General features: G+C 72.2%; 21 protein-coding genes. 14 read left to right on the forward strand and 7 right to left on the reverse strand.

The window, feature by feature from the left end; genetic code table 11:
* Nucleotides 1-37: 37 nt before the first annotated feature.
* Nucleotides 38-490 carry a hypothetical protein gene (locus J8403_RS25265; RefSeq protein ID WP_211125159.1) on the forward strand — a complete coding sequence of 151 codons (453 nt, stop codon included), beginning with the start codon at nucleotides 38-40 and terminating at the stop codon, nucleotides 488-490.
* A gap of 108 nt (nucleotides 491-598) precedes the next feature.
* Here J8403_RS25265 and J8403_RS25270 read toward each other — a convergent pair whose 3' ends face one another.
* The 4 genes from J8403_RS25270 to J8403_RS25280 form a co-directional block, all read right to left on the reverse strand.
* Nucleotides 599-1,201, reverse strand: coding sequence for a Maf family protein (locus tag J8403_RS25270; protein ID WP_211125160.1), 603 nt, complete (start codon nucleotides 1,199-1,201; stop codon nucleotides 599-601).
* 136 nt (nucleotides 1,202-1,337) lie between these two features.
* Complete coding sequence (mmpB, locus tag J8403_RS44390; protein WP_281427947.1) at nucleotides 1,338-1,469, reverse strand: morphogenic membrane protein MmpB; 132 nt, start codon at nucleotides 1,467-1,469, stop codon at nucleotides 1,338-1,340.
* Between the two features lie 104 nt (nucleotides 1,470-1,573).
* Nucleotides 1,574-1,780 carry an acyl-CoA carboxylase subunit epsilon gene (locus J8403_RS25275; RefSeq protein ID WP_014061293.1) on the reverse strand — a complete coding sequence of 69 codons (207 nt, stop codon included), beginning with the start codon at nucleotides 1,778-1,780 and terminating at the stop codon, nucleotides 1,574-1,576.
* Between the two features lie 25 nt (nucleotides 1,781-1,805).
* Nucleotides 1,806-3,401, reverse strand: a complete 1,596-nt coding sequence (locus J8403_RS25280; protein ID WP_211125161.1) for an acyl-CoA carboxylase subunit beta — start codon at nucleotides 3,399-3,401, stop codon at nucleotides 1,806-1,808.
* 258 nt (nucleotides 3,402-3,659) lie between these two features.
* On the opposite strand from J8403_RS25280, the gene J8403_RS25285 reads away from it, so the two are divergent.
* The 6 genes from J8403_RS25285 (at nucleotide 3,660) to hutH (ending at nucleotide 12,355) form a co-directional block, all read left to right on the forward strand.
* Nucleotides 3,660-4,547: a biotin--[acetyl-CoA-carboxylase] ligase gene (locus tag J8403_RS25285; RefSeq protein WP_161561035.1), complete on the forward strand. Its 888-nt coding sequence runs from the start codon at nucleotides 3,660-3,662 to the stop codon at nucleotides 4,545-4,547.
* 147 nt (nucleotides 4,548-4,694) lie between these two features.
* Nucleotides 4,695-5,897 carry an adenylate/guanylate cyclase domain-containing protein gene (locus J8403_RS25290; protein WP_211125162.1) on the forward strand — a complete coding sequence of 401 codons (1,203 nt, stop codon included), beginning with the start codon at nucleotides 4,695-4,697 and terminating at the stop codon, nucleotides 5,895-5,897.
* 336 nt (nucleotides 5,898-6,233) lie between these two features.
* A complete protein-coding gene (locus J8403_RS25295; RefSeq protein WP_211125163.1) occupies nucleotides 6,234-7,805 on the forward strand; it encodes a cytochrome P450 family protein in 1,572 nt (523 codons plus the stop codon).
* Nucleotides 7,806-8,025: 220 nt separating this feature from the next.
* Nucleotides 8,026-8,820 carry an enoyl-CoA hydratase/isomerase family protein gene (locus tag J8403_RS25300; protein ID WP_211125164.1) on the forward strand — a complete coding sequence of 265 codons (795 nt, stop codon included), beginning with the start codon at nucleotides 8,026-8,028 and terminating at the stop codon, nucleotides 8,818-8,820.
* Nucleotides 8,821-9,319: 499 nt separating this feature from the next.
* On the forward strand, nucleotides 9,320-10,441 hold the full coding sequence (locus J8403_RS25305; protein WP_211128424.1) for a GGDEF domain-containing protein: 1,122 nt from the start codon (nucleotides 9,320-9,322) through the stop codon (nucleotides 10,439-10,441).
* A gap of 369 nt (nucleotides 10,442-10,810) precedes the next feature.
* Nucleotides 10,811-12,355: a histidine ammonia-lyase gene (gene hutH, locus J8403_RS25310; protein WP_211125165.1), complete on the forward strand. Its 1,545-nt coding sequence runs from the start codon at nucleotides 10,811-10,813 to the stop codon at nucleotides 12,353-12,355.
* Between the two features lie 127 nt (nucleotides 12,356-12,482).
* Here the strand turns inward: hutH and J8403_RS25315 are convergent, their stop codons facing one another.
* Nucleotides 12,483-12,788, reverse strand: coding sequence for a hypothetical protein (locus J8403_RS25315; protein WP_211125166.1), 306 nt, complete (start codon nucleotides 12,786-12,788; stop codon nucleotides 12,483-12,485).
* A gap of 99 nt (nucleotides 12,789-12,887) precedes the next feature.
* Here J8403_RS25315 and J8403_RS25320 point away from each other — a divergent pair, with 99 nt between their 5' ends.
* The 3 genes from J8403_RS25320 (at nucleotide 12,888) to J8403_RS25330 (ending at nucleotide 15,842) form a co-directional block, all read left to right on the forward strand.
* Entirely contained in the window at nucleotides 12,888-13,223 is a 336-nt protein-coding gene (locus J8403_RS25320) for a hypothetical protein (RefSeq protein ID WP_211125167.1), read from the forward strand.
* Nucleotides 13,224-13,556: 333 nt separating this feature from the next.
* On the forward strand, nucleotides 13,557-14,822 hold the full coding sequence (locus J8403_RS25325) for a L,D-transpeptidase (protein WP_211125168.1): 1,266 nt from the start codon (nucleotides 13,557-13,559) through the stop codon (nucleotides 14,820-14,822).
* 237 nt (nucleotides 14,823-15,059) lie between these two features.
* Nucleotides 15,060-15,842, forward strand: a complete 783-nt coding sequence (locus J8403_RS25330; RefSeq protein WP_211125169.1) for a VOC family protein — start codon at nucleotides 15,060-15,062, stop codon at nucleotides 15,840-15,842.
* Between the two features lie 61 nt (nucleotides 15,843-15,903).
* On the opposite strand, the gene J8403_RS25335 is transcribed toward J8403_RS25330, so the two are convergent.
* Nucleotides 15,904-17,367, reverse strand: a complete 1,464-nt coding sequence (locus J8403_RS25335; protein ID WP_211125170.1) for a DUF2079 domain-containing protein — start codon at nucleotides 17,365-17,367, stop codon at nucleotides 15,904-15,906.
* 83 nt (nucleotides 17,368-17,450) lie between these two features.
* Between J8403_RS25335 and J8403_RS25340 the strand changes: the two genes are divergently transcribed.
* From J8403_RS25340 to J8403_RS25355, 4 genes are all read left to right on the forward strand, one after another.
* Nucleotides 17,451-18,161 carry an HNH endonuclease family protein gene (locus J8403_RS25340; RefSeq protein ID WP_211125171.1) on the forward strand — a complete coding sequence of 237 codons (711 nt, stop codon included), beginning with the start codon at nucleotides 17,451-17,453 and terminating at the stop codon, nucleotides 18,159-18,161.
* 144 nt (nucleotides 18,162-18,305) lie between these two features.
* On the forward strand, nucleotides 18,306-18,923 hold the full coding sequence (locus J8403_RS25345; protein ID WP_211125172.1) for a SurA N-terminal domain-containing protein: 618 nt from the start codon (nucleotides 18,306-18,308) through the stop codon (nucleotides 18,921-18,923).
* A complete protein-coding gene (locus tag J8403_RS25350; protein WP_246585982.1) occupies nucleotides 18,884-19,942 on the forward strand; it encodes a nucleoside triphosphate pyrophosphohydrolase in 1,059 nt (352 codons plus the stop codon). Before J8403_RS25345 ends, J8403_RS25350 begins: the two co-directional genes overlap by 40 nt.
* 113 nt (nucleotides 19,943-20,055) lie before the next feature.
* Nucleotides 20,056-20,475 (forward strand): DUF6479 family protein, encoded by a 420-nt coding sequence (locus J8403_RS25355; RefSeq protein ID WP_211125174.1) that lies wholly within the window; start codon nucleotides 20,056-20,058, stop codon nucleotides 20,473-20,475.
* A 138-nt stretch (nucleotides 20,476-20,613) separates the two neighbouring features.
* Here the strand turns inward: J8403_RS25355 and J8403_RS25360 are convergent, their stop codons facing one another.
* Entirely contained in the window at nucleotides 20,614-21,987 is a 1,374-nt protein-coding gene (locus tag J8403_RS25360; protein WP_211125175.1) for a tryptophanase, read from the reverse strand.
* Nucleotides 21,988-22,010 lie beyond the last annotated feature (23 nt).

Genomic DNA, 22,010 nt, shown 5'->3' on the forward strand with positions numbered 1-22,010 from the left:
GCGTGCTTCGGCACTGACGGAGTGGAGGGGGAAGACGGTGGCGCGCAGACCAGTGGCCGCGATAGCGGCTGTGACGCTCATGTTCGAAGCGGTCGGTATAGCGCTGCTGAACTGGATCCTCGGCCTGGTCGTGGACCGTCAGCAGATGTCCATGGGCGGCCTGGACACCGATGCGATGTCCATCGGCACCTGGGTCGGGGGCGGCCTCTTCGGCCTCTATCTGCTGGTGTGCGGGGTGGTGCTGCTGCGCACCGCCGTGCGCGACCGGGCCCCCGGCCGCCTCGCCCGCATCCTGCTGGTCACCTGTGCGGTGGTGCACGGGCTGGTGGGCGCGTTCGCGGTGGGGCTGGTGGGCTGGCCGGCGTTCGCGTTCCTGATGGTGGTGCTGGGGCTGATCGTGCTGAGCTTGTTGGGTTACGAGGCGGAGCCGCCCGCCGAGCCCGCCGCGGAGGCCGCGGGCGGCGGTCAGGACGCCCCCAGCCCGGCCTGATTCAGGGGAAATCCCTAGCCGGGTCCCGGGCTTGTTCGGGGGAAATCCCTAGCCCCCGCCAGGCCCGACTCAGGGGAATCCCTAGTCGCTCCCGATGCCGGGGGACTCTCAGTCCCAGAGGGCCGTGATCCCCACGCCCAACTCGGCCAGCAGTCGGCGGAACAGCGGCAGGGAGAGCCCGATCACGTTTCCGGCGTCGCCCTCGATGCCGTCGATGAACGGCGCCGAGCGGCCGTCGAGCGTGAACGCCCCCGCCACATGCAGCGGTTCGCCGCTGGCGACGTAGGCCGCGATCTCCTCGTCCGTCGGCTCGCCGAAGCGGACGGTGGTGGACGCGGTGGCCGAGGTGCGGCGGCCGCTCGCCGTGTCGATCACGCAGTGTCCGGTGCGCAGCACTCCGGCCCGGCCGCGCATCGACTTCCAGCGGGCGGTGGCCTCTTCGGCGTCCGCCGGTTTGCCGAGCGCCTGACCGTCGAGCTCCAGCACCGAGTCGCAGCCGATGACGAGGGAGTCGGCCGCCTCCGGAAGCCCGGCCACGGCGGTGGCCTTCGCCTCGGCCAGCGCCCGGGCCAGCTCGGCGGGTGTCCCGGCGCTCAGCGCGTCCTCGTCCACCCCGCTGACGATCACCTCCGGCGCCATTCCGGCCTGCCGCAGCAGTCCGAGCCGGGCGGGCGAGGCGGACGCGAGGATGAGGGTGCGCTGCGCAGTCATGCGCACCAGGGTAAGCCGCCCCCGGGACGGCCCGGCCGGGGGCCGGAACCGGGCCATGGCACCGGCCCTCGGTGAGGTAGGGCCGGACGAGATCGGATCGAGCCGGATCGGGCCGGGGTGCGGATCGGGGCCGCGTTCACGGCCACAGGCCGAGGAGGCACATCGCGAGCAGCACGGAGACGGTCAGCACCGTGCGGGCGCGGCGGAGCATGGCCTCGGCGCGCCGCAGCTCCTCGGGCGGCTCGTCGGGCGGCTCGGACCACAGCATGGGACCGATCCTGAGGCCGCGGACGGCGGGGCGCCTGAGTACGCGTACTCAGGCGCCCCGGCGCGAAGGTGCCATTCCGGCCTTCCGGTCCTGCCGCGCGGCTCTCAGGCGGGCCAGTAGGTGGTACGCCAGGCCTTGGGGCCGGGGTGCGGCACCCGGTGGCTGGGGACGGTGCGGGCCGGGTCGGACCACTCCTCCGGATCGTCCTCGCTCTGCGCAGCGGCCGTGACGGCCGCCGCGCGTGCTTGCACCACCGCCAGTGCGGCGGCCAACTCCTCGGGGGTCGGGTTGCCCCGGACAATTCGGATCATGGAATTAGCCCTTCGCTCGAGGGGGCTAGAGGGGGATGTTGCCGTGCTTCTTCGGGGGCAGCGACTCGCGCTTGTTCCGCAGGGTCCTCAGTCCGCGGACGATGTGGCGGCGGGTCTCGGACGGCATGATCACAGCATCCACATACCCCCGCTCGGCCGCGATATACGGATTCAGCAGGGTGTCCTCGTAGTCCGCGATCAGCTCCGTGCGGGTGGTCTCCGGGTCGTCGGAGGCGGCGATGGTGCGCCGGTGGAGGATGTTGACCGCGCCCTGGGCGCCCATGACCGCGATCTGCGCGGTGGGCCAGGCCAGGTTGAGGTCGGCACCCAGGTGCTTGGAGCCCATGACGTCGTAGGCGCCGCCGAACGCCTTGCGGGTGATGACCGTGATCAGCGGGACGGTGGCCTCCGCGTAGGCGAAGATCAGCTTGGCGCCGCGCCGGATGATGCCGTTGTACTCCTGGTCGGTGCCGGGCAGGAAGCCGGGCACGTCCACGAAGGTCAGCACGGGCACGTTGAACGCGTCGCAGGTGCGCACGAAGCGTGCGGCCTTCTCGGAGGCGTCGATGTCCAGACAGCCGGCGAGCTGCATCGGCTGGTTGGCCACGATGCCCACCGGATGGCCCTCGACCCGGCCGAAGCCGGTGATGATGTTGGGCGCGAAGAGCGCCTGGGTCTCCAGGAACTCGTTGTCGTCCAGGACGTGCTCGATGGCCTTGTGCACGTCGTACGGCTGGTTCGCCGAGTCCGGGATGAGCGTGTCCATCTCCCGGTCCTCCTCCGAGACCTCCAGATCGGCCTCGTCGGCGAAGGCCGGGGGCTCGGAGAGGTTGTTGGAGGGGAGGTAGGACAGCAGGGTCTTGACGTACTCGATGCCGTCCTTCTCGTCCCCGGCCATGTAGTGCGCGACACCGGAGGTGGTGTTGTGCGTCCGGGCGCCGCCCAGCGCCTCGAAGCCGACGTCCTCACCGGTGACCGTCTTGATCACATCGGGGCCGGTGATGAACATGTGCGAGGTCTGGTCGACCATCACCGTGAAGTCGGTGATCGCCGGGGAGTAGACCGCCCCGCCCGCGCACGGGCCCACGACCAGGCTGATCTGCGGGATCACTCCGGAGGCATGGGTGTTGCGGCGGAAGATCTCGCCGTACATGCCGAGGGAGACCACGCCCTCCTGGATGCGGGCGCCGCCGGAGTCGTTGATGCCGACGACCGGGCAGCCGGTCTTCAGCGCGAAGTCCATGACCTTGATGATCTTCTCGCCGAACACCTCCCCGAGCGCCCCGCCGAAGACCGTGAAGTCCTGGGAGAAGACGGCCACCGGGCGGCCGTCGACCGTGCCGTAGCCGGTGACGACCCCGTCGCCGTAGGGCCGGTTCTGCTCGATGCCGAAGTTGGTCGAACGGTGCCGGGCGAACTCGTCGAGCTCGGTGAAGGACCCCTCGTCCAGGAGGAGGTCGATGCGCTCACGCGCGGTCAGCTTGCCCTTGGCGTGCTGCTTCTCCACCGCGCGCGCGGACCCCGCATGGGTCGCCTCTTCGATGCGGCGCTGCAGATCCGCGAGCTTCCCCGCGGTGGTGTGACGGTCTGGAATCTCGGGGGCGATCTCCGGCTCGGACATCGGGATGCGGCTCCTGCTCGTCCTGGGGGTGGATACGGCGGACTTCTCGATACGGCGGACTACTTCAGGGTCGGGGGGAATCGGCGGAAACGGGGTACGGGGTCGGAATCGTGATCAGTGGGGGCCTACGGACGTTCGGTGGTTACGGACCGTTCGGCAGCTGTTGCGCCGGCTGGGCTACCGGCACGTAGCGTATCGGCGGCACCGCTTGGTGGCACTGCGTCGTTGGCCACACCTCCTGACCCTAGGCTGGCCCTCATGACGCCTTCTGACACCTCAGGGAGCCCAGGTGACGGGCCCGGTCGCTGGTCCGACCTCGAGCGGCCCCCCTTGAACGCCACCGCGCTGCGCCGGGGGCTGGTGCGTCCCGGCGGGCTGTGGACCGAGTTCGAGGTGGTGCAGGCGACCGGCTCGACCAATACCGATCTGGTCACCCGGGCCCGGGCCGGAGCCCCCGAGGGCGCGGTGCTCGTCGCCGAGGAGCAGACCGCGGGGCGCGGCCGGCTCGACCGCGCCTGGACGGCCCCGGCCAGGTCCGGGCTCTTCTTCTCCATCCTGCTACGGCCCGCCGACGCCGGCGTGCCCACGGAGCGCTGGGGCTGGCTGCCGCTGCTGGCCGGGGTCGCGAGCGCCGGGGCGCTCAGCCGCACGGCGGGCGTGGACACCGCGCTGAAGTGGCCGAACGATCTGCTGGTGACGGTCGCGGGCGAGGAGCGGAAATTCGGCGGGATCCTCGCCGAGCGGGCCGGGGACGCGGTGGTCATCGGCATGGGGCTGAACGTTTCGCTGCGCGCCGATGAGCTTCCGGTGCCCACCGCCGGGTCGCTGGCCCTGGCCGACGCGATCTCCACCGACCGCGATCCACTGCTGCGGGCCGTGCTGCGCTCGATCGCGGAGTGGTACGGGGAGTGGTGCCGCTTCGAGGGCGACCCCGGGGCCAGCGGCCTCCAGGAGAGCTACGCGGCGGGCTGTGCGACCCTCGGGCGGCAGGTGCGCGCCGAGCTGCCGGGCGGCCGGGAGCGGGTCGGCGAGGCGGTCGCGGTCGACGGCGACGGGCGGCTGGTGCTGGCCACCGAGGGCGGGGTTCAGGAGCCGGTCTCCGCCGGGGACATCGTGCATCTACGCTCCGTACCGAGGGAGGAATGAACCCCTGCCGTGGAGAGTGAGCTACGGCACACCTGACGTATCGTGGTCGCGGTCGGTCCAGCTCGGGGCGGCTGTGGGCGATTCGGAACCCCAACCGGGAAGAGGGAACGGAAGGGCAGTGCGCAGGGATCTGACAGGGGGCGGGCGGTGACCGCCGACGACGCGGGTTCCGGCACGGCCGAGGAGCGCGAGGCGTGGGACGCCGCCGCGCCGGACGGGGCCGTACGGGACACCGGGGCGCGGGAGAGCGCCGCCGCGGAGGCTCCCGAGGAGGCCCCCGACGAGGCCCTCGACGAGGAGGACCAGCCGGATCCCATCGCGCTCCGGCTGGAGCAGCTGATCCTCGGTGCCGAGCGGCGCTACACCCCCTTCCAGGCCGCTCGCAGCGCGGGCGTCTCGGTCGAGCTGGCCACCCGTTTCTGGCGGGCCATGGGCTTCGCCGACATCGGCCAGGCCAAGGCGCTGACCGAGGCCGATGTGCTGGCGCTGCGCCGGCTGTCCGGCCTGGTGGAGGCCGGGCTGCTGAGCGAGCCGATGGCCATCCAGGTGGCGCGGTCCACCGGCCAGACCAGTGCCCGGCTCGCCGACTGGCAGATCGACTCGTTCCTGGAGGGGCTCACCGACCCCCAGGAGACCGGGATGACCCGGACCGAGATCGCGTATCCGCTGGTCGAGCTGTTGCTGCCGGAGCTGGAGGAGTTCCTGGTCTACGTCTACCGGCGCCAGCTCGCGGCCGCGACCGGCCGGGTGGTGCAGGCGGCGGACGACGCGGAGATGGTGGACCGGCGGCTGGCGGTCGGCTTCGCGGACCTGGTGAGCTTCACCCGGCTGACCCGGCGGCTGGAGGAGGAGGAGCTCGGCGAGCTGGTCGAGGCGTTCGAGACCACGGCCGCCGACCTGGTGGCGGCCCACGGCGGGCGGCTGATCAAGACCCTGGGCGACGAGGTGCTCTACGCGGCCGACGACGCGGGCATCGCCGCCGAGATCGGGCTGCGGCTGATCGAGACGCTGACGCATGACGAGACGATGCCGGAGCTGCGGGTCGGGATCGCGTTCGGCACGGTCACGACCCGGATGGGCGACGTCTTCGGGACGACGGTGAACCTGGCCAGCCGGCTGACGTCCATAGCCCCCAAGAACGCGGTCCTGGTGGACGGCGCGTTCGCGGAGGAGCTGAGCCGCACCGGGGAGGCCCCGGTGTCGGAGGCGGAGGCCGCGGAGGCGGCCGCCGCGGCGGAGAAGGAGGGCGAGGAGCCGCCCTCGTACCGGTTCGCGCTCCAGCCGATGTGGCAGCGGCCGGTGCGTGGTCTGGGGGTCGTGGAGCCGTGGCTGCTGAGCCGCCGTTCATGACGCCGGGACGCTGTCGCGCATGACCATGACGCCGGGACGCCGATAGCGCGTGACGCCGGGACGCCGATAGCGCGTGACGCCGGGACGCTGTAGCGCATGACGCCGGAACGCTCTGGCGCATGACGCCGGGCGGGACGCGGTGGGCGGGACGCCGGGGCGGCCATCGTCCGGATCCCTTCGGTGGCTGCGGCCGGATCGTTGAACTGGGCGCGGATCCGGGCCTGTTGGGCTAGCCTACGTCCGCAAGATCCACTCGGTGGATCCCAGGTCCTGTCGTCGAAGAAGCACCGTGCGCGTCCGCCCGCGGGGTGGGCCCGGCGGTGTCCAGGAGCACGTGTGACCCCGCTTTACGATTCGAGTGCTCAGCGTCCGGGCGCCTTACCTCCGCCGGGCTGCCCCGCCCATGAGGGAGCCGGTGCCGAGCCGCTCCACGCGCCCGAGTTCGGAAGAGACCCCTTCGCGGTCTACCGGCGCCTGCGCGAGACCCACGGCCAGCTCGCCCCGGTGGAGCTGGACAGAGGCGTCCCGGCCATGTTGTGCCTGGGGTACGACACGGCGCTGGAGATCATGCGGCGCCCCGAGACCTTCTCCAAGGACCCCCGCCACTGGCGGGCCAGGAACGAGGGCGTACTGCCCGGGACCAGCTATGCCCCGCAGGTCATCAGGCCCCGGCCACAGGTCGACTTCGTGGACGGCGAGGAGCACCGGCGGCTGCGCGGCGCCATCGAGGACTGCACCGGCCGGATCGACTCCGGCGCGCTGCGGAACTATGTCGAGCGCATCGCCGACTCGCTGATCGACCAGTTCTGCGAGGCGGGCGAGACCGAGCTGATCGGGACCTACTGCGCACTGGTCCCGGTGCTGGTGACCAGCCAGCTCTTCGGCTTCCCGCAGCAGGCCATGGACCCGCTGCTGCGGGGCGTGGTGGCGTTCATCGACGGCTCGGACCCCGCGGGCGGGGACCGGGCCGCGGCCGCGGCGCTGCGCGAGCTGATCGACCTCAAGCGGCGCGATCCGGGCGCCGACATCACGTCCTGGCTGATCGCGCACCCGGCGCGGCTGACCGACGAGGAACTGGTCGAGCAGCTGCTGCTGCTGATCGGCATGGTGACCGGGCTGGTGCCCGGCCTGATCGGCAACTCGCTGCGGGTGCTGCTCACCGACGAGCGGTTCTCGGGCGAGCTGATGGGCGGCAGCATGCTCGTCGAGGACGCCCTGGACGAGGTGCTCTGGACCGATCCGCCGCTGGCCAACATGGGGCTCTACTTCCCGGTCCATGACACCAACCTCGCCGGGAAGCGGCTGCGCGCGGGCGACGCCGTGATGATCAGCTTCGCGGCGACCAACCGGGACGCCCTGCTGCGGTCCCCGCACAAACAGGGAAACCGGGCCCATCTGGCGTTCGGCGCGGGCCCCCACGCCTGCCCCGGCCGGAGCTCGGCCCGGCTGATCGCCTCCGTCGCGCTGGAGAAGCTGCTGGACCGGATCCCGGACCTCGCGCTGGCCGGGGATGTCGAGGAGCTGAAGTGGCTGTCCGGGGTCTTCGTACGCGGGGTGGTCTCCCTGCCGGTGCGGTTCGCCCCCGTCGCCAGGCCCGGGGGCCGGCGCCCCGGCCCGCCCGCCGCCCGCCCGGGCGAGCGGGACCCGCAGGACCAGCGGCACGAGGCGCCACCGGGCATGCCGCAAGCGATACCGCAGGGGATGATGCCGCAAGGGATCTCGCAGGGCACGCCGCAAGCGATGCCACCGGGGGCGCCGCCGCCGCTCTCGCTGCCGCTCGCCACCGAGGGGGCGTCCGTGTCCGGAGGTGAGCCCCTGGAGGGGACGGACCTGGAGGAGCAGGCGGAGGACGGGCAGAAACAGTCGGTCCTGCTGGGCTTCCTGAACCGGTGGCGGCGGGCCCGCTAAGCGCTCCGCTGGAAGTGTCGCGATGCGTCGTCGGCCGACCGCGGCGCCGTCGTGGCTGGTCGCGCAGTTCCCCGCGCCCCTTCGGGGCGCTGCCCGAACCGTAGCGGACTTCCTCTGACCTGCTTAGGCCCGGTCCGGGTGGCTCACAGGTTCCGCACGCCCCGGGGAGCTGAAATGATCGCCGCATTGGGTTCACGGTCGTTAACCGGGAGAGTGCGTGATGAGTGAGCAGCGGTACGGGGAGTGGGTCGCGGTCCGCAGGGACGGCTTCGTGGCCGAGCTGGTGCTGGACCGGCCCAAGGCCATGAACGCCGTCTCCTCCGAGATGGCGCGCTGCATCACGGCGGCCTGCGCGGCCCTGTCCGAGGACCGTGACGTGCGGGCCGTCGTGCTGACCTCGACCCATGAGCGGGCCTTCTGCGTGGGCGCGGACCTCAAGGAGCGCAACTCGCTCTCCGACGCCGAGATGCAGCGGCACCGGCCGGTCTCCCGCGCCGCCTACACCGGGGTGCTGGAGCTGCCGATGCCCGCCATCGCCGCGGTGCACGGCTTCGCGCTGGGCGGCGGTTTCGAGCTGGCCCTGTCCTGCGACGTGATCGTCGCGGACCCCACCGCCGTGGTGGGGCTGCCGGAGGTGTCGGTCGGGGTGATCCCGGGCGGCGGCGGCACCCAGCTGCTGCCGCGCCGGGTGGGCGCCGCGCGCGCCGCCGAGCTGATCTTCTCCGCCCGCCGGGTGGCCGCCGCGGAGGCCCATGAGCTGGGCCTGGTGGACCGGCTGGCGGCGGAGGGCGAGGACCGGGCCGAGGCGCTGGAGCTGGCCCGCGGCATCGCCGCCAACTCCCCGGTGGGCCTGCGGGCCGCCAAGAAGGCGCTGCGGCTGGGGCAGGGGCTGGATCTGCGGGCCGGTCTGGAGGTCGAGGACGCGGCGTGGCGGACGGTGGCCTTCTCCGGCGACCGGGCGGAGGGTGTTGCCGCGTTCAACGAGAAGCGGTCGCCGAACTGGCCGGGGGAGTGAGCGGCGGGTCGGCCGGGCGGCCCTGTCTGGCTGGGCGGGCCGGGGAGGCCGGTCTGGCCGGGCGGGCCGGGGGCTGAGAAGCACCTCTGCCGTCCGTCGGACCGGCTGGGCTGGCCCGGGGGAGAGAAGCACGTCCGCCGTCCGTCGGACCGGCTGGGCTGGCCGGGGGTGAGAAGCACGTTCACCGTCCGTCGGACCGGCCTGTGCCGGGGGAGTAGGGGGCCGGGGGAGTAGGGATCCCGGACCGGGGAAGCTGACCGGATCCGGGGAGTGGCCCCGGCCCGGGGAGCGCGCGGTCACCGGGGGTGACCGTTCGCTCGGATACCCGGGGTGAACGGCCCGCAGCGGATTGTTCTCGACGTTCTTACGCTGGAGAGCAGAGCGAACGATGCATGGCCGTGAGGAATGCGAGGCCGTCGTGACGGACAACGGGGAGATCGGCGGACGGCCCGTCGGGGTCGATGGACGATTGCGGGCCGTCGTGGGGCTCGCCCAGGGGATGGCGGCGGCGCACACCCCGCAGGAGTCGGTGGGTGCGGCGGCCGAGGCGGCCCGCCGGGCCCTCGACGGCGGCTTCGCGGCGATCTCGGTGTGGGAGCGTGCGCGGGGGCGGCTGCGGGTGCTGGTCAACGTGGGTGAGCTGATGGCGGGCGAGGAGCCGCTGCCGGAGGACGAGTCGTATCCGGTGCACGACTTCCCGGAGATCGCCGAGTTCCTGCATGAGCACTGGGCCGCGGGCGGGGAGCCGCACGCCTGGGTCGAGACCGCCGACGGCGTACGTCCCGGCGCGGCCCCGCCCGGCCGTCAGGGCGCGCCCCCCAGCGGTAGCTGGGGGAGGGTGGCCGCCCTGCGGCGGCGCGGCCGGGGCAGCTGTGTGGTGGCCCCGATCGTGCTGCACGGGCGGGCGTGGGGCGAGCTGTATGTGGCCCGGGCGGCCGGACGTCCCGTCTTCGACCGCGACGACGCCGACTTCGCGACCGTGCTGGCCTCGGTGACCGCCGCCGGGCTGGCCCAGACCGAACGCCTGGAGGAGGCCCGCCGCCTCGCCTTCACCGATCCGCTGACCGGCCTCGGCAACCGCCGCGCGGTGGACATACGGCTGGACGAGGCGCTGGAGGCGTACCACGCGGACGGCACCGTGGTGAGCCTGGTGGTCTGCGATCTCAACGGCCTCAAGCGGGTCAACGACACGCTGGGCCATGCGGTGGGCGATCGCCTGCTGGAACGGTTTGGCTCGCTGCTCTCGCTGTGCGGCGCGATGCTGCCCGGGGCGCTGGTGGCCCGGCTGGGCGGCGACGAGTTCTGCCTGTTGGGGGTCGGGCCCCCGGCGGACGAGGTGGTGCGGGTGGCGGATGAGCTGTGCCGGCGGGCCGCCGAGCTGGAGATGGGGGAGGGGGTTGCCTGCGGGATCGCTTCCACGGGCGATCCGATCGGGCCGGTGCCGTCGGCCCGCCGCCTCTTCCGCTTGGCGGACGCGGCGCAGTATCGGGCGAAGGCGGCGCGGTCGCTCAAGCCGGTGGTGGCGGGGCGGGATGGGGGTACGGAGGATTCGGTGATCCGCCTGGCCGATACGTCTGCTGCGCACCCGCCGGAGCGGCGCCGCTTCCGGGGCCGCCGCTAGGGCGCACATGGCGCGCTCCGTTCCCCCACCCCGGGCGGGGCTCGCCCGGGACCCCGATGGGGCTCCGCCCCGGCCCCGGCGTACGCGCGAGACGCGTTTCGTTCCCCACCCCGCCCCTTCCCGTAACCGGGGCTCCGCCCCGGACCCGCTCCTCAAACGCCGGAGGGGCTGGAAGACGGGGCGCCGCGCCCCCTCGGATCCAACGAGCCGCCCCCTCGGGACCGACGGGCTGAGCCCCCAACTCTCAGCCCCTCCGGCGATTGAGGAGCGGGGTCCGGGGCGGAGGCCCCCTTCGGGAAGGGTCGGACCCCGGTTCGGGGAGGGTTGGCGGGGTGACAGGGTGCGATTCACTCTCTAGGGTGCCTGAATATGGATATGCACTCTGTGGTCGTGGGGACGTCCGGAACGACCGCCGACGATGTCATCGCCGTGGCACGCGGCGCAGCGCGCGTCGAGGTCTCCGAGGCGGCGCTCGAGGCCGTCGCGGCCTCGCGGCAGGTGATCGACGATCTCGCCGCCAAGCCCGAGCCCGTCTACGGCGTCTCCACCGGCTTCGGCGCGCTCGCCGTACGTCACATCAGCCCCGAGCTCCGCGCCCAGCTGCAGCGCAACATCGTCCGTTCGCACGCCGCCGGCATGGGCGCGCGGGTCGAGCGCGAGGTGGTGCGGGCGCTGATGTTCCTGCGGCTGAAGACGCTCGCGTCCGGCCGTACCGGGGTCCGGCCCGTCGTGGTCGGGACGATGGCCGCGCTCCTCAACGCGGGGATCACCCCCGTGGTGCACGAATACGGTTCGCTGGGCTGCTCCGGGGACCTCGCGCCGCTGTCCCACTGCGCGCTGACCCTGATGGGCGAGGGCGAGGCCGAGGGTCCGGACGGGGTGGTGCGCCCGGCCGGCGAGCTGCTGGCCGAGCACGGTATCGAGCCGGTCGAGCTCCGCGAGAAGGAGGGGCTCGCGCTGCTCAACGGCACGGACGGGATGCTCGGCATGTTGATCATGGCCTGCGCCGATCTCGCCCGGCTGTTCACCGTCGCCGATGTGACCGCCGCCCTCTCGCTGGAAGCGCTGCTCGGCACCGACCGCGTCCTCGCACCCGAGCTCCACGCCATCCGCCCCCACCCGGGGCAGGCCGCCAGCGCCGCCAACATGCTGCGGGTGCTGGAGGGTTCGGGGCTCACCGGGCACCACCAGGACGACGCGCCGCGCGTCCAGGACGCGTACTCGATCCGCTGCGCCCCGCAGGTCGCGGGCGCGGGCCGGGACACCCTCGCGCACGCCCGGCTGGTCGCCGACCGCGAGCTGGCCTCCGCGGTGGACAACCCCGTCGTCCTGCCGGACGGTCGGGTGGAGTCCAACGGCAACTTCCACGGCGCCCCCGTGGCGTACGTCCTGGACTTCCTCGCCATCGCGGCGGCCGACCTCGCCTCGATCGCCGAGCGCCGCACCGACCGGCTGCTGGACAAGAACCGCTCCCACGGCCTGCCGCCCTTCCTGGCCGGCGACCCGGGCGTGGACTCGGGGCTGATGATCGCCCAGTACACCCAGGCGGCGCTGGTCAGCGAGATGAAGCGGCTGGCGGTGCCCGCCTCGGTCGACTCCATCCCGTCCTCCGCGATGCAGGAGGACCATGTCTCGATGGGCTGGTCGGCGGCGCGCAAGCTGCGTACGGCGGTGGACAACCTGGCCCGTGTCCTGGCCGTCGAGCTGGTCGCCGCCACCCGCGGCGTCGAGCTGCGCGAGGGGCTGGAGCCCGCGCCCGCGAGCCGGGCGGTGCTGGCGGCGGTGCGCCGGGCGGGCGTCGAGGGGCCGGGCGGGGACCGCTATCTGGCGCCCGACTTGGCGGCGGCGGACGCGTTCGTACGATCCGGAAAGCTGATCGAGGCCGTGGAGTCGGTGACGGGCCACCTGGACTGAACCGGCCGCGTGGACGGCTGAGGCTATGTGGACGGCTGAGGCCGCGTGGACGGCTGAGGCCGCGTGGACGGAAGAGGCCGCGTGGATTGAGCGGTCCGCCCGGGCCGAACGCGCCGCGTCCGCGGCGTCAGTACGCCTCCGGGCGGGTCCGCCGCACGGAGGCCGTCACCATCGCGACGCCCAGGCCCAGAAAGGCCGTGCCGCCGAAGAGATACGGGGTGACGTCCACACTGCCGGTGTCGGCCAGATCCCCGTCGGGCACGGCCTCGGTCCTGGGCCCCGAGCCCGGCGATCCGGGCGAGGTCTGCGAGGACGCCGATGACGACCCCGGGTCCTCCACCGTCGCGTTGGCGGACGGAACGAACCACAGGGCGCACAGCAGCGAACCGGCAGCGGCGGCCGTCAGCAGCGGTCGGCGTGCGGACAACGGCATCCTCCTTGAGGCTGCGGCAAATTGACCCCGTGCGCCGATCGTAGTGACAACTGCGGGTCGTGCGGAAGCGAGACGGGTAGGACCCCTAACCTCCGTCGCATGACGAGTACCGAGACATCCCGGTTTGTCCGGCTTCGCGTGGAGCTCGTGGTGGAGATCACCGATCCGGACGAGCTGCGGCGCGCGACGTACGAGCGGATCGACGGCGATGAGTCCCTGGCCGCGGAGGAACGGGGACACGCCCGCCGCATGGTGGAGTCGGACGAGGCCGAGGCGCTGGCGTATCTGGTCGATCCGTTCGAAATGGTGGAGGAGGTGCCGGGGGTCGAACTGGCCCAGGCGTCCTGGAGCAGCGAGCACATCGACTACGATCCTCGCGCCGCCGAGTGGTCCGGGGCCTTCGCCGAGCTGGACGAGGACGATGAGGACGACTGAGGACGACTGATGACGACTGAGGACGGCTGAGGGCGGCTGAGGAGCCGGGTGGCGGCGCCCACGGCGGCCCTCGGGGCGGCGCACACGGCGGCTCAGGGCGGCATCGAGGGGGCTCAGGGCGGCGAAGACGGGGCGAAGACGGGGCCGAAGACGGCTGAGCCGTACGAGTCCGGGTGCCGACGGGTCTTAGGCTTGTCCGGTGTCTTTGCTAAGTGGCCTTGCGCACAGTTTTACTGTGCGTGGAACCGGCCAAAAGGTACAGGCGTTCTTTTCAGGCAGGTCCGGGGTTTCTGGGGTCCAGATCAAGATCCAGGTCAAATGGAGAAGCGTGTGATGACGGACGGCAAGCGCCGTAAGGGGCTGGTGGCCGCGGCCGCCGTGCTCGGCGGCGTACTCACTCTCGCCGCTTGCGGCGGCGGGGATGGCGGCGGCGACGACGCCAAGAACGACGGGAACAAGTCGCAGTCGCAGGTCGACGAGGCAGCGGCCAAGGACGCGTCGGACGCCCACATCAAGATCACGCCGAAGGCCGGTGCGACGAACGCGGGCATCAACAGTGACACCAAGGTCACGGTCAGTGGCGGCAAGCTCAACTCCGTCACGATGACGTCCGCGGCGACCGGCAACACCGTGGCCGGGACCATATCGCCCGACAAGACGTCCTGGAAGCCGAGCGGGCAGCTGGAGCGGGCCACCCAGTACAAGATCTCCGCGTCCGCCGAGGACTCCAAGGGCCGTAAGGCGACCGAGAACTCGTCCTTCACCACCGTCTCGCCCGCCAACAGCTTCATCGGCAACTTCACGCCCGAGGACGGCTCCACGGTCGGCGTCGGCATGCCGGTCTCGATCCGGTTCGACAAGGCGGTGACCAACAAGAAGGACGTCGAGTCGCACATCAAGGTCACCGCCAGCAGCGGCCAGCAGGTGGTCGGCCACTGGTTCGACGGGAACCGGCTGGACCTGCGCCCGAAGGACTACTGGAAGGCGGGCTCGACCGTCTCCCTGAAGCTCGACCTGGACGGCGTCGAGGCGGCGCCCGGTGTCAAGGGCGTCCAGGAGAAGACCGTCAACTTCAAGATCGGCCACTCGCAGGTCTCGACGGTCGACGCCAAGTCCAAGGAGATGAAGGTCGTCCGCGACGGCAAGCTGCTGAAGACCATCAAGATCTCGGCCGGCAGCCCCGACAATACGACCTACAACGGTCAGATGGTGATCTCCGAGAAGTTCAAGGAGACCCGGATGAACGGTGCGACGGTCGGCTTCACGGACGACGACGGCAAGGGCGAGTACGACATCAAGGACGTCCCCCACGCGATGCGGCTGTCCACCTCGGGCACCTTCATCCACGGCAACTACTGGGGCGCCAAGTCCATCTTCGGCAGCGTCAACACCAGCCACGGCTGTGTCGGCCTGTCGGACACCAAGGGAGCGGGCGACCCCAACACGGACGGCGCCTGGTTCTACAACAACTCCCAGGTCGGCGACGTCGTCGTCGTGAAGAACTCCAACGACAAGACCATCCAGCCGGACAATGGCCTCAACGGATGGAACATGGACTGGAGCCAGTGGGTGTCCGGAAGCGCCGTCGGCAGCGCCTGACACACCGTCTCCTCACCACCGCCGGGCGGCGGCCGGCCTTCGGGCCGGCCGCCGCCCGGCGGTCTCACGACCGGCCGTCGAACGGCCGGAAGCCGTGGGCACGGCCGGTCACGGACCGGTGCGCGCCGTGGCGAGCCCCGTCGAGTGGCGTGCCGCCCCGGCCGGAGGAGAATGGGCCGAAGGGGGCCATCCCATCCGGCCGCGCCCGGCCGGAGGTGGCGATACGGAGGCGGCCCCATGCCCGAAGTCACGTCCTATCAGCCCGGAACGCCCTGCTGGATCGATCTGATGGTCCCCGACCAACAGGCCGCCCTGGACTTCTACTCCGGGCTGTTCGGCTGGGAGGCGGAGGTCGGCCCTCCGGAGTCCGGGGGCTATGCGATATGCACCCTGAAGGGCAAGCCCGTCGCGGGGGCCATGTCCGCGCAGTCGATGTCCGGTGAGGGCCCGCCGCCGACCGTGTGGACCACGTACTTCTGCTCCGCCGACGCCCAGGCCACCTCGGAGGCCATCAGCCGGGCCGGCGGCACCGTGCTGCTGCCGGTCATGGACGTGATGGACCTCGGGCGGATGGTGGTGGCGGCCGACCCGCTGGGGGCCGTCTTCGGCGTCTGGCAGCCGCTCGGCTTCCCCGGCGCCGGTCTCGTCAACGAGCCGGGCACGCTGATCTGGAACGAGCTCAACACCACCGACCGGGAGGCGGCTTCGGCGTTCTACGCGGAGGCGCTGGGCCTGGAGTCGACGCCGATGGAGGGCGCCGAGGGCTATTTCGCGCTCTCGGTCGACGGCCGCACGGTCGGCGGGCTCCAGCCGTTGCGGGAGGGGATGCCGCCGGAGGTGCCGCCGCACTGGCTGGTCTACTTCGCCGTCGAGGACGCCGACCGCGCCGCGGCCAAGGTGTCCGCGGAGGGCGGCACGGTCCTCCGCCCGCCGTACGACATGATCGCGGGCCGGATGTCCCTGGTGAAGGACCCGCAGGGGGCGCCGTTCGCCCTCATCGCGCCGAAGCCCATGAGCTGAGCCACGGGCCGAACCGGCACGGCCCCCCGCCCGGCCCCGTTCAGCCCCGCTTCCAGGGGCCTCAGCCCCGCTTGAGGACGAAGTAGCCCGAGGTGGCGCCGACGGGCGTGTACCGCGTGTCCGGGTGGAGCTGCCCCGCGTAGTCGAGCACCTGCCGCACGGTGCGCTCCGGCGGCTCCTGCAGGGCTATGTAGTCCGGCTGTACGTCCTCGGTGGCGCCGACCCACAGCACCCGGCAGCGGCTGGTCAGACGGCTTATGGGCCCGACGTTGGCCTCCACCGTCGCCCCGTCCGGGATCCGGTCCAGCAGCCGCTCCACCGCGGCGGCCTGCGGCGGCTTGTCGTAGGTGGCGCCCTGGGTGAGGCCGTACAGCGGCATGGAGGACGAGAGCGCCAGGGCCGCGCCGCAGACCGCGGCGGGCAGCTGGCGGGCGTACGAGGCGAGCCAGGGCCGCCGGGTGGCGCGAGTGCGGTCCAGGGCGTCCACCAGGGCCAGCAGGACGACCGGCATCAGCACCGCGTTGTAGTGCCAGTCGGTGCCCCAGTAGTGGTCGTCGTGGGAGAGGAAGCGCCAGCCGAGGGTGGGCACGGCGGCCAGCATCAGCGGGGAGCGCAGCGCCAGCAGACCGGTGGTCGGCAGCAGGATCCACAGCAGGGTGCGCAGCGCGGTGCCGAAGGGGATCGTGCCGGTCTGCTCACCGCCGCTGCCGACCTTGTCCCAGTAGTCGTACGAACCCCCGCCGTTGAAGCCGGGGATGACGACGCCGAGCGCGAGCGCCGAGACGATGACGCCGAAGCCCATCAGCACGACGGCGAGCGGCACGGCGCGGGGGCCGCGCTCGGGGTCGCGCCGGGCGCGGATCCACACGACCGCGCCGATCGCGGCCACGGTGGCGCCCATGTCCTCCTTGACGAAGACCAGTGGGGCGGCCCACAGCATCGCCGGGTACCAGCGCTTGCGGATCACCGCCTCCAGCGAGAAGGCGATGAGCGGAACGGCGAAACATATCTCGTGGAAGTCGAAGTCCACGGCGCGCTGGATGCCCCAGGAGACCCCGTAGGCGATGCCGATCGCGAGCCCCCGGCCGCGCCCGAGCAGCCGGGCGGCGACGCGGGTGACGGGGACGGCGGAGACGGCGAACAGCGCCGCCTGCGCGACCAGCAGCGTGACGGGGCCGGGGAAGAGCCGGTAGAGGGGGCCGAGCAGCGCCGTGATGGGGCTGAAGTGGTCGCCGAGGATATTGGCGCCGGGGCCCTTGAGATCGGCTATGGGGGCCTGGAAGTGGGCGTACGCCCGTATCGCCTGCTCGAAGATGCCCAGGTCCCAGGACATGGTGGCCATGCGGCGGTAGCGGCAGACCGACAGCGCCGTGAAGGCGGCGAAGAGGGCGAGGGCCAGCCAGTACGGATCGGCCCGCGGATGCCGCAGTAAACCCGCTCTCGCGACGAGCCGGGTACGCCCCGTGGTGACGGCGGTCGCCCTCTCGGCGCCGGTGCCGGGCGGAGCGGTTGCGGCCGTGTCCATCCAGGGTCCTTATCGTGTGGGCGGTCTGTGCGAAAAGATACGCGAAGGGGGCGGGAAGGTTGCAGGGACGGTTTCGCATACCGATGCGCGGTTCTGTGGCGGTGCTGGTCGCGCTGTTGGCGGTCGGCGGCTGCAAGGCCGGTGACCAGGGCGGTGACCAGGACAGTGACCGGGGTGGCGGCAAGGGCGGGGGCGCTTCGAGCGCGCCCGCGGCGTCCGGATCGGCCCTTACGGCTGTGTCCTCGCTCACAGTCAAAGGGCGTGCGCCGAAGACGGGTTATGAGCGCAGCGAGTTCGGCAGCTCGTGGGTGGACACCGACGACAACGGCTGCGGGACCCGCGACGACATCCTCAAGCGCGACCTGAAGGACGTGAGGTTCCGCGACGGCCACTGCCTGGTCGCCTCGGGCACGCTCACCGACGATCCGTACACCGGCCGCGATGTGCGGTTCGTCCGGGGCCACAGCAAGGTCGACATCGACCATGTGGTGGCGCTGTCGGACGCCTGGCAGAAGGGCGCCCAGAAGTGGGACCGGGACAAGCGCCTGGCGTTCGCCAACGATCCGCTGAATCTGATCGCCGTGGACGCGTCCGCCAACCGCCGTAAGGGAGACGGCGACGCGGCGACCTGGCTGCCGCCCAACAAGGCCTACCGCTGCGACTACGTGGCGCATCAGGTGGCCGTGAAGAAGGCGTACGGGCTGTGGGTGACCGAGGCCGAGAAGGGTGCGATGAAGCGGGTGTTGGGCGGCTGCCCGACGGCGAAGCTGCCCGCGCGCTCGGGCGGCCGCTAGGCCCGCCGCGGCCGATGGCGGCCGGAGGCTGACCAAGACCGCGGTGAATCGTTGTCCAAGCAGTGGCCTAGGCCGCGCCGACTCCATACCATCGATCAACGCCAGATCGTTTGTCGCGCCGCACGATCTCTGCCGGGAGGCTCAATGATCCGCCGCCATACTGCGCTCTCCGTCTCCGCCGCGTCCGCGCTCCTCCTCTCCGCCCCGCTGCTCACCGCGTGCGGCGAGGCCCCGCGGCCCGGCGCCGCGGCGGTGATGGACGGCGGCCGGATCACCGTGTCCCAGCTCCAGGGGCAGGTCAAGGCCGTCCGGGAGGCGCAGCGCAATGACCCGAGGGCGGCTCAAATGGTCGCGGGCAGCGGCCGGCTGAGCCAGGACACGCTGATCCGGATGATCCAGTTCCGGGTGATCGAGCGGGCCGGTGAGGACAACGGGATCCACCTCACCCGCCGCGAGATCCAGCGCGCCCGCTCCGCCGCCGAGACGCAGAGCGGCGGGGCCACCGCCCTGCGCGCCCTGTACCTGCAGCAGGGCATCGCGCCCGCCGGGATCGACGAGGCCGTCCGGATGGACCTCACGCGCAACGCCCTGCTGCGCAAGCTGGGCACCTCCAAGGTCAACCAGGTGTTCGCCCGGACCTCCAAGGCGCTCGACATCAAGGTGAACCCCCGCTACGGAAAGTGGGACAACACCCAGGGCACCGCCGTCCTCGCCAAGGAGGCATGGCTGCGCACCTCCGGCGGCACTCCGGAGCAGGCGTAAGTTACGTTGCAAGGGTGACCGCAGCTGACTCGCCCGTCCCCGCCGACGCCGCCGCCCCCACCGGCCGCATCGTCCTCCTCACCACCACCCACCGGGTGGCGCCGGGGCTGCTGTCCTGGCCCGCCTGGCAGGCGCTGCACGGCGCGGACCGGGTGCTCTCCGGCGATCCGGACCATCCGCAGCTGCCGTATCTGCGGGAGGCGGGCGTCGCGGTGGAGCCGGGCTCACCGACCGCGCGCGAGCTGGTCGACTACTGCGTGGCGGAGGGCGGCCGCACGGCCGTCGTGCTCACCTCGGCCGAGGGCGAGTCCGAGCTGACCGACGGGCTGGCGCGGCTGGCCGGATCCGGCCGTGAGGCGATGCCGGACCTGGAGCTGCTGCCCGGTTCCTACGATCTGCCGGGCGCGCGGCTGCTCGATCTGGTGCAGGTCATGGACCGGATCCGGGCCGAGTGCCCGTGGAGCGGCACCCGGACCAACGAGGAGCTGGTGAAGTACGGCATCGAGGAGGCGTACGAACTCGTCGAGGCCATCGAGGAGGGCGACCGCGAGGCGCTGCTGGAAGAGCTCGGCGATGTGCTGCTGCAGGTCGTCTTCCACGCCCGGATCGCCCAGGACGACCCCGAGGACCCGTTCTCGATCGACGATGTGGCGGGCGGCATCGTGGACAAGCTGATCCACCGCCATCCGCATGTCTTCGGCGACGAGGCCGCCGAGACCCCCGAGGACGTCAAGAGGCACTGGCTGCGGACCAAGGCGGCCGAAAAGCAACGCGATTCGGTCACCGAAGGGGTGCCACTCGGTCAGCCGGCGCTCGCACTGACCGCCAAGCTGGCCTCTCGCGCCCGTATGGCCGCCCTCGACGTGGCCCTGCCGGACGGGGCGGGCGTCGGCTATGAGCTGCTGGCGCTCGCGGTGCGCGCCGAGGCGGACGGCGTGGACCCGGAGGCGGCGCTGCGCGCGGCGGCCCGCGCCTACCGCGACGCGATACGGGCGGCGGAGGGCTCCGCGGGGCGGTGACGCGGTGACGCGGGACGGTGCTGCGCCGCGGTGCCGCGGGGCGGTGACGCGGGCGGGGTGTGACGCCCGTGGGGCCGGAGTGATATCCGGGCGGGTCCGGGTACCCGGCCGTCATGGATACGTACACCGAGGATCTCGCCGTGACCCGGGACCTGTTGGTCGGGACCGGTCCGTTCATCGTCGGTCTGGTGGTCGTCATCCTGTGCTTCGGGGCCGTGTGGTGGGGGATACGGCTACGGGCCCGTGAGCCGGTCCCGCCCCAGCATCCGCAGCCCCGCGCCGGCGCCTGGAAGAAGGCCCAGGAGGCCGACCACGAGGCGCGGGAGGCGGGCCATGGGCCGGGGCATCAGGACGACGACGACAGCGTCGGCTATGTCACCCAGCACCGCGAGCCCGATGAGCTGGACCGGGACCGCGGCCGCCGGTTCCCGTCCGAGCTGGGCGGCTCGGGGACGCGGGACTCCGGCAAGGGCGGCGCCGAGGCCCGGCCGACCTGGACCGAGGGCAGCAGCGGCTCGTTCGGCAACGGCTGAGGCGCGGCCCCGGCCACGTGGCGCCGGCACAGGGCGCCGGGGTATGGGCTGTCCTTCGCGGCGCAGGCCTACGACGCGGGCCCGGCACCGGTGGTGTCCGGTGCCGGGCCCGCGTCCATGCCCCTTGTGGTGCGGCGGTCAGCCCGTGACGGGCACCGGCACCAGCGTGGCGCGGAAGTGGCGCAGGATCGGCGACTGGTCGGTGATCCGGAAGCCGTACACCTGGTCCGCGTTCTTGGCGATCTTCGCGAGCGTCTCGCCCACGTGGTCGTAGTGGCTGCGGGTGTAGACCCGTCGCGGCAGGGCGAGCCTGACCAGCTCGTACGGCGCGCTCTTGATCGGGTTCCCGTGCTCGTCCTCCTCACCGAGGTAGAGCGAGCCCAGCTCGGCCGAGCGGATGCCGCCCTCCAGGTAGAGCTGGACGGCCAGGGCGTGTCCGGGGTAGTGGTGCGCCGGGATGTGCGGCAGCAACCGCCCGGCGTTGAGGTAGAGCGCGTGCATGCCCGGCGGCTCGACGATGTCCACGCCCGCGGCGCGGACCCGGTGGGCGAGGTGCGAGGCGATCTCGGCGCGCTCGGCGAGATAGCTGGGCTCGGTCACCTCGGTCAGCCCCTGCGCCATCATGTCGAGGTCGCGCCCGGCCAGACCGCCGTAGGTCGCGAACCCCTCGGTGGCGATGAGGAGCAGCTCGCACTTCTGGGCGAGCTCCGGGTCGTTGGTGCCGATGAAGCCGCCGATGTGGACGATGCCGTCCTTCTTGGCGCTCATCATGCAGCCGTCCGCCAGCCGGAACGCCTCCTCCGCGACCTGCCGGGGGGTGCGGTCGCGGTAGCCCTCCTCATGGCGGGTGACCAGCCAGGCGTTCTCGGCGAACCGGGCGGCGTCCAGGAAGAGCGGGACGCCGTGCTGACGGCACAGGGCCGCCGTCCGCTTGAGGTTGTCCATGGAGACGGGCTGGCCGCCGCCGCCGTTGTTGGTGATGGTCATGACCACCACCGCGACCCGGGAGCCGTCGGGCCCGGACAGCGTCCGGGCGAGCGCGTCCAGGTCGATGTTGCCCTTGAACGGCTCGGTGCTGTCGAGGTTCTTGGCCTCGGGACACGGCAGATCGCGCGCCTCGGCCTGGTTCAGCTCGACATTGGCCCGGGTGGTGTCGAAGTGGGTGTTCGACAGCACGAGGTCGCCGCGCTCCAGCAGGGTGGTGAACAGCACCCGCTCGGCGGCGCGCCCCTGGTGGGCGGGGAGGATATGCGCGTAACCGGTGAGCTCGGTGACCGTCTCGTGGAACCGGTAGAACGAGCGGGAGCCCGAGTAGGACTCGTCGCCGGCCATCCCCGCGGCGAGCTGGGCGGCGGAGAGCGCTCCGGTGCCCGAGTCGGTGAGCAGGTCGATGGTCACCTCTTCGGCGCGCAGATCGAAGAGGTTGTAGTTCACCCGCCGCAGCGCCTCTTCGCGCTGCTGCCGGGTGGTGAAGGGTATCGGTTCGACGACCTTGATCCTGTACGGCTCCACGCTGACCGCTGCTCCTGTCTTCG

Origin of the sequence: Streptomyces yatensis (assembly GCF_018069625.1) — a bacterium.
GTDB classification, from domain to species: Bacteria; Actinomycetota; Actinomycetes; order Streptomycetales; family Streptomycetaceae; genus Streptomyces; species Streptomyces yatensis.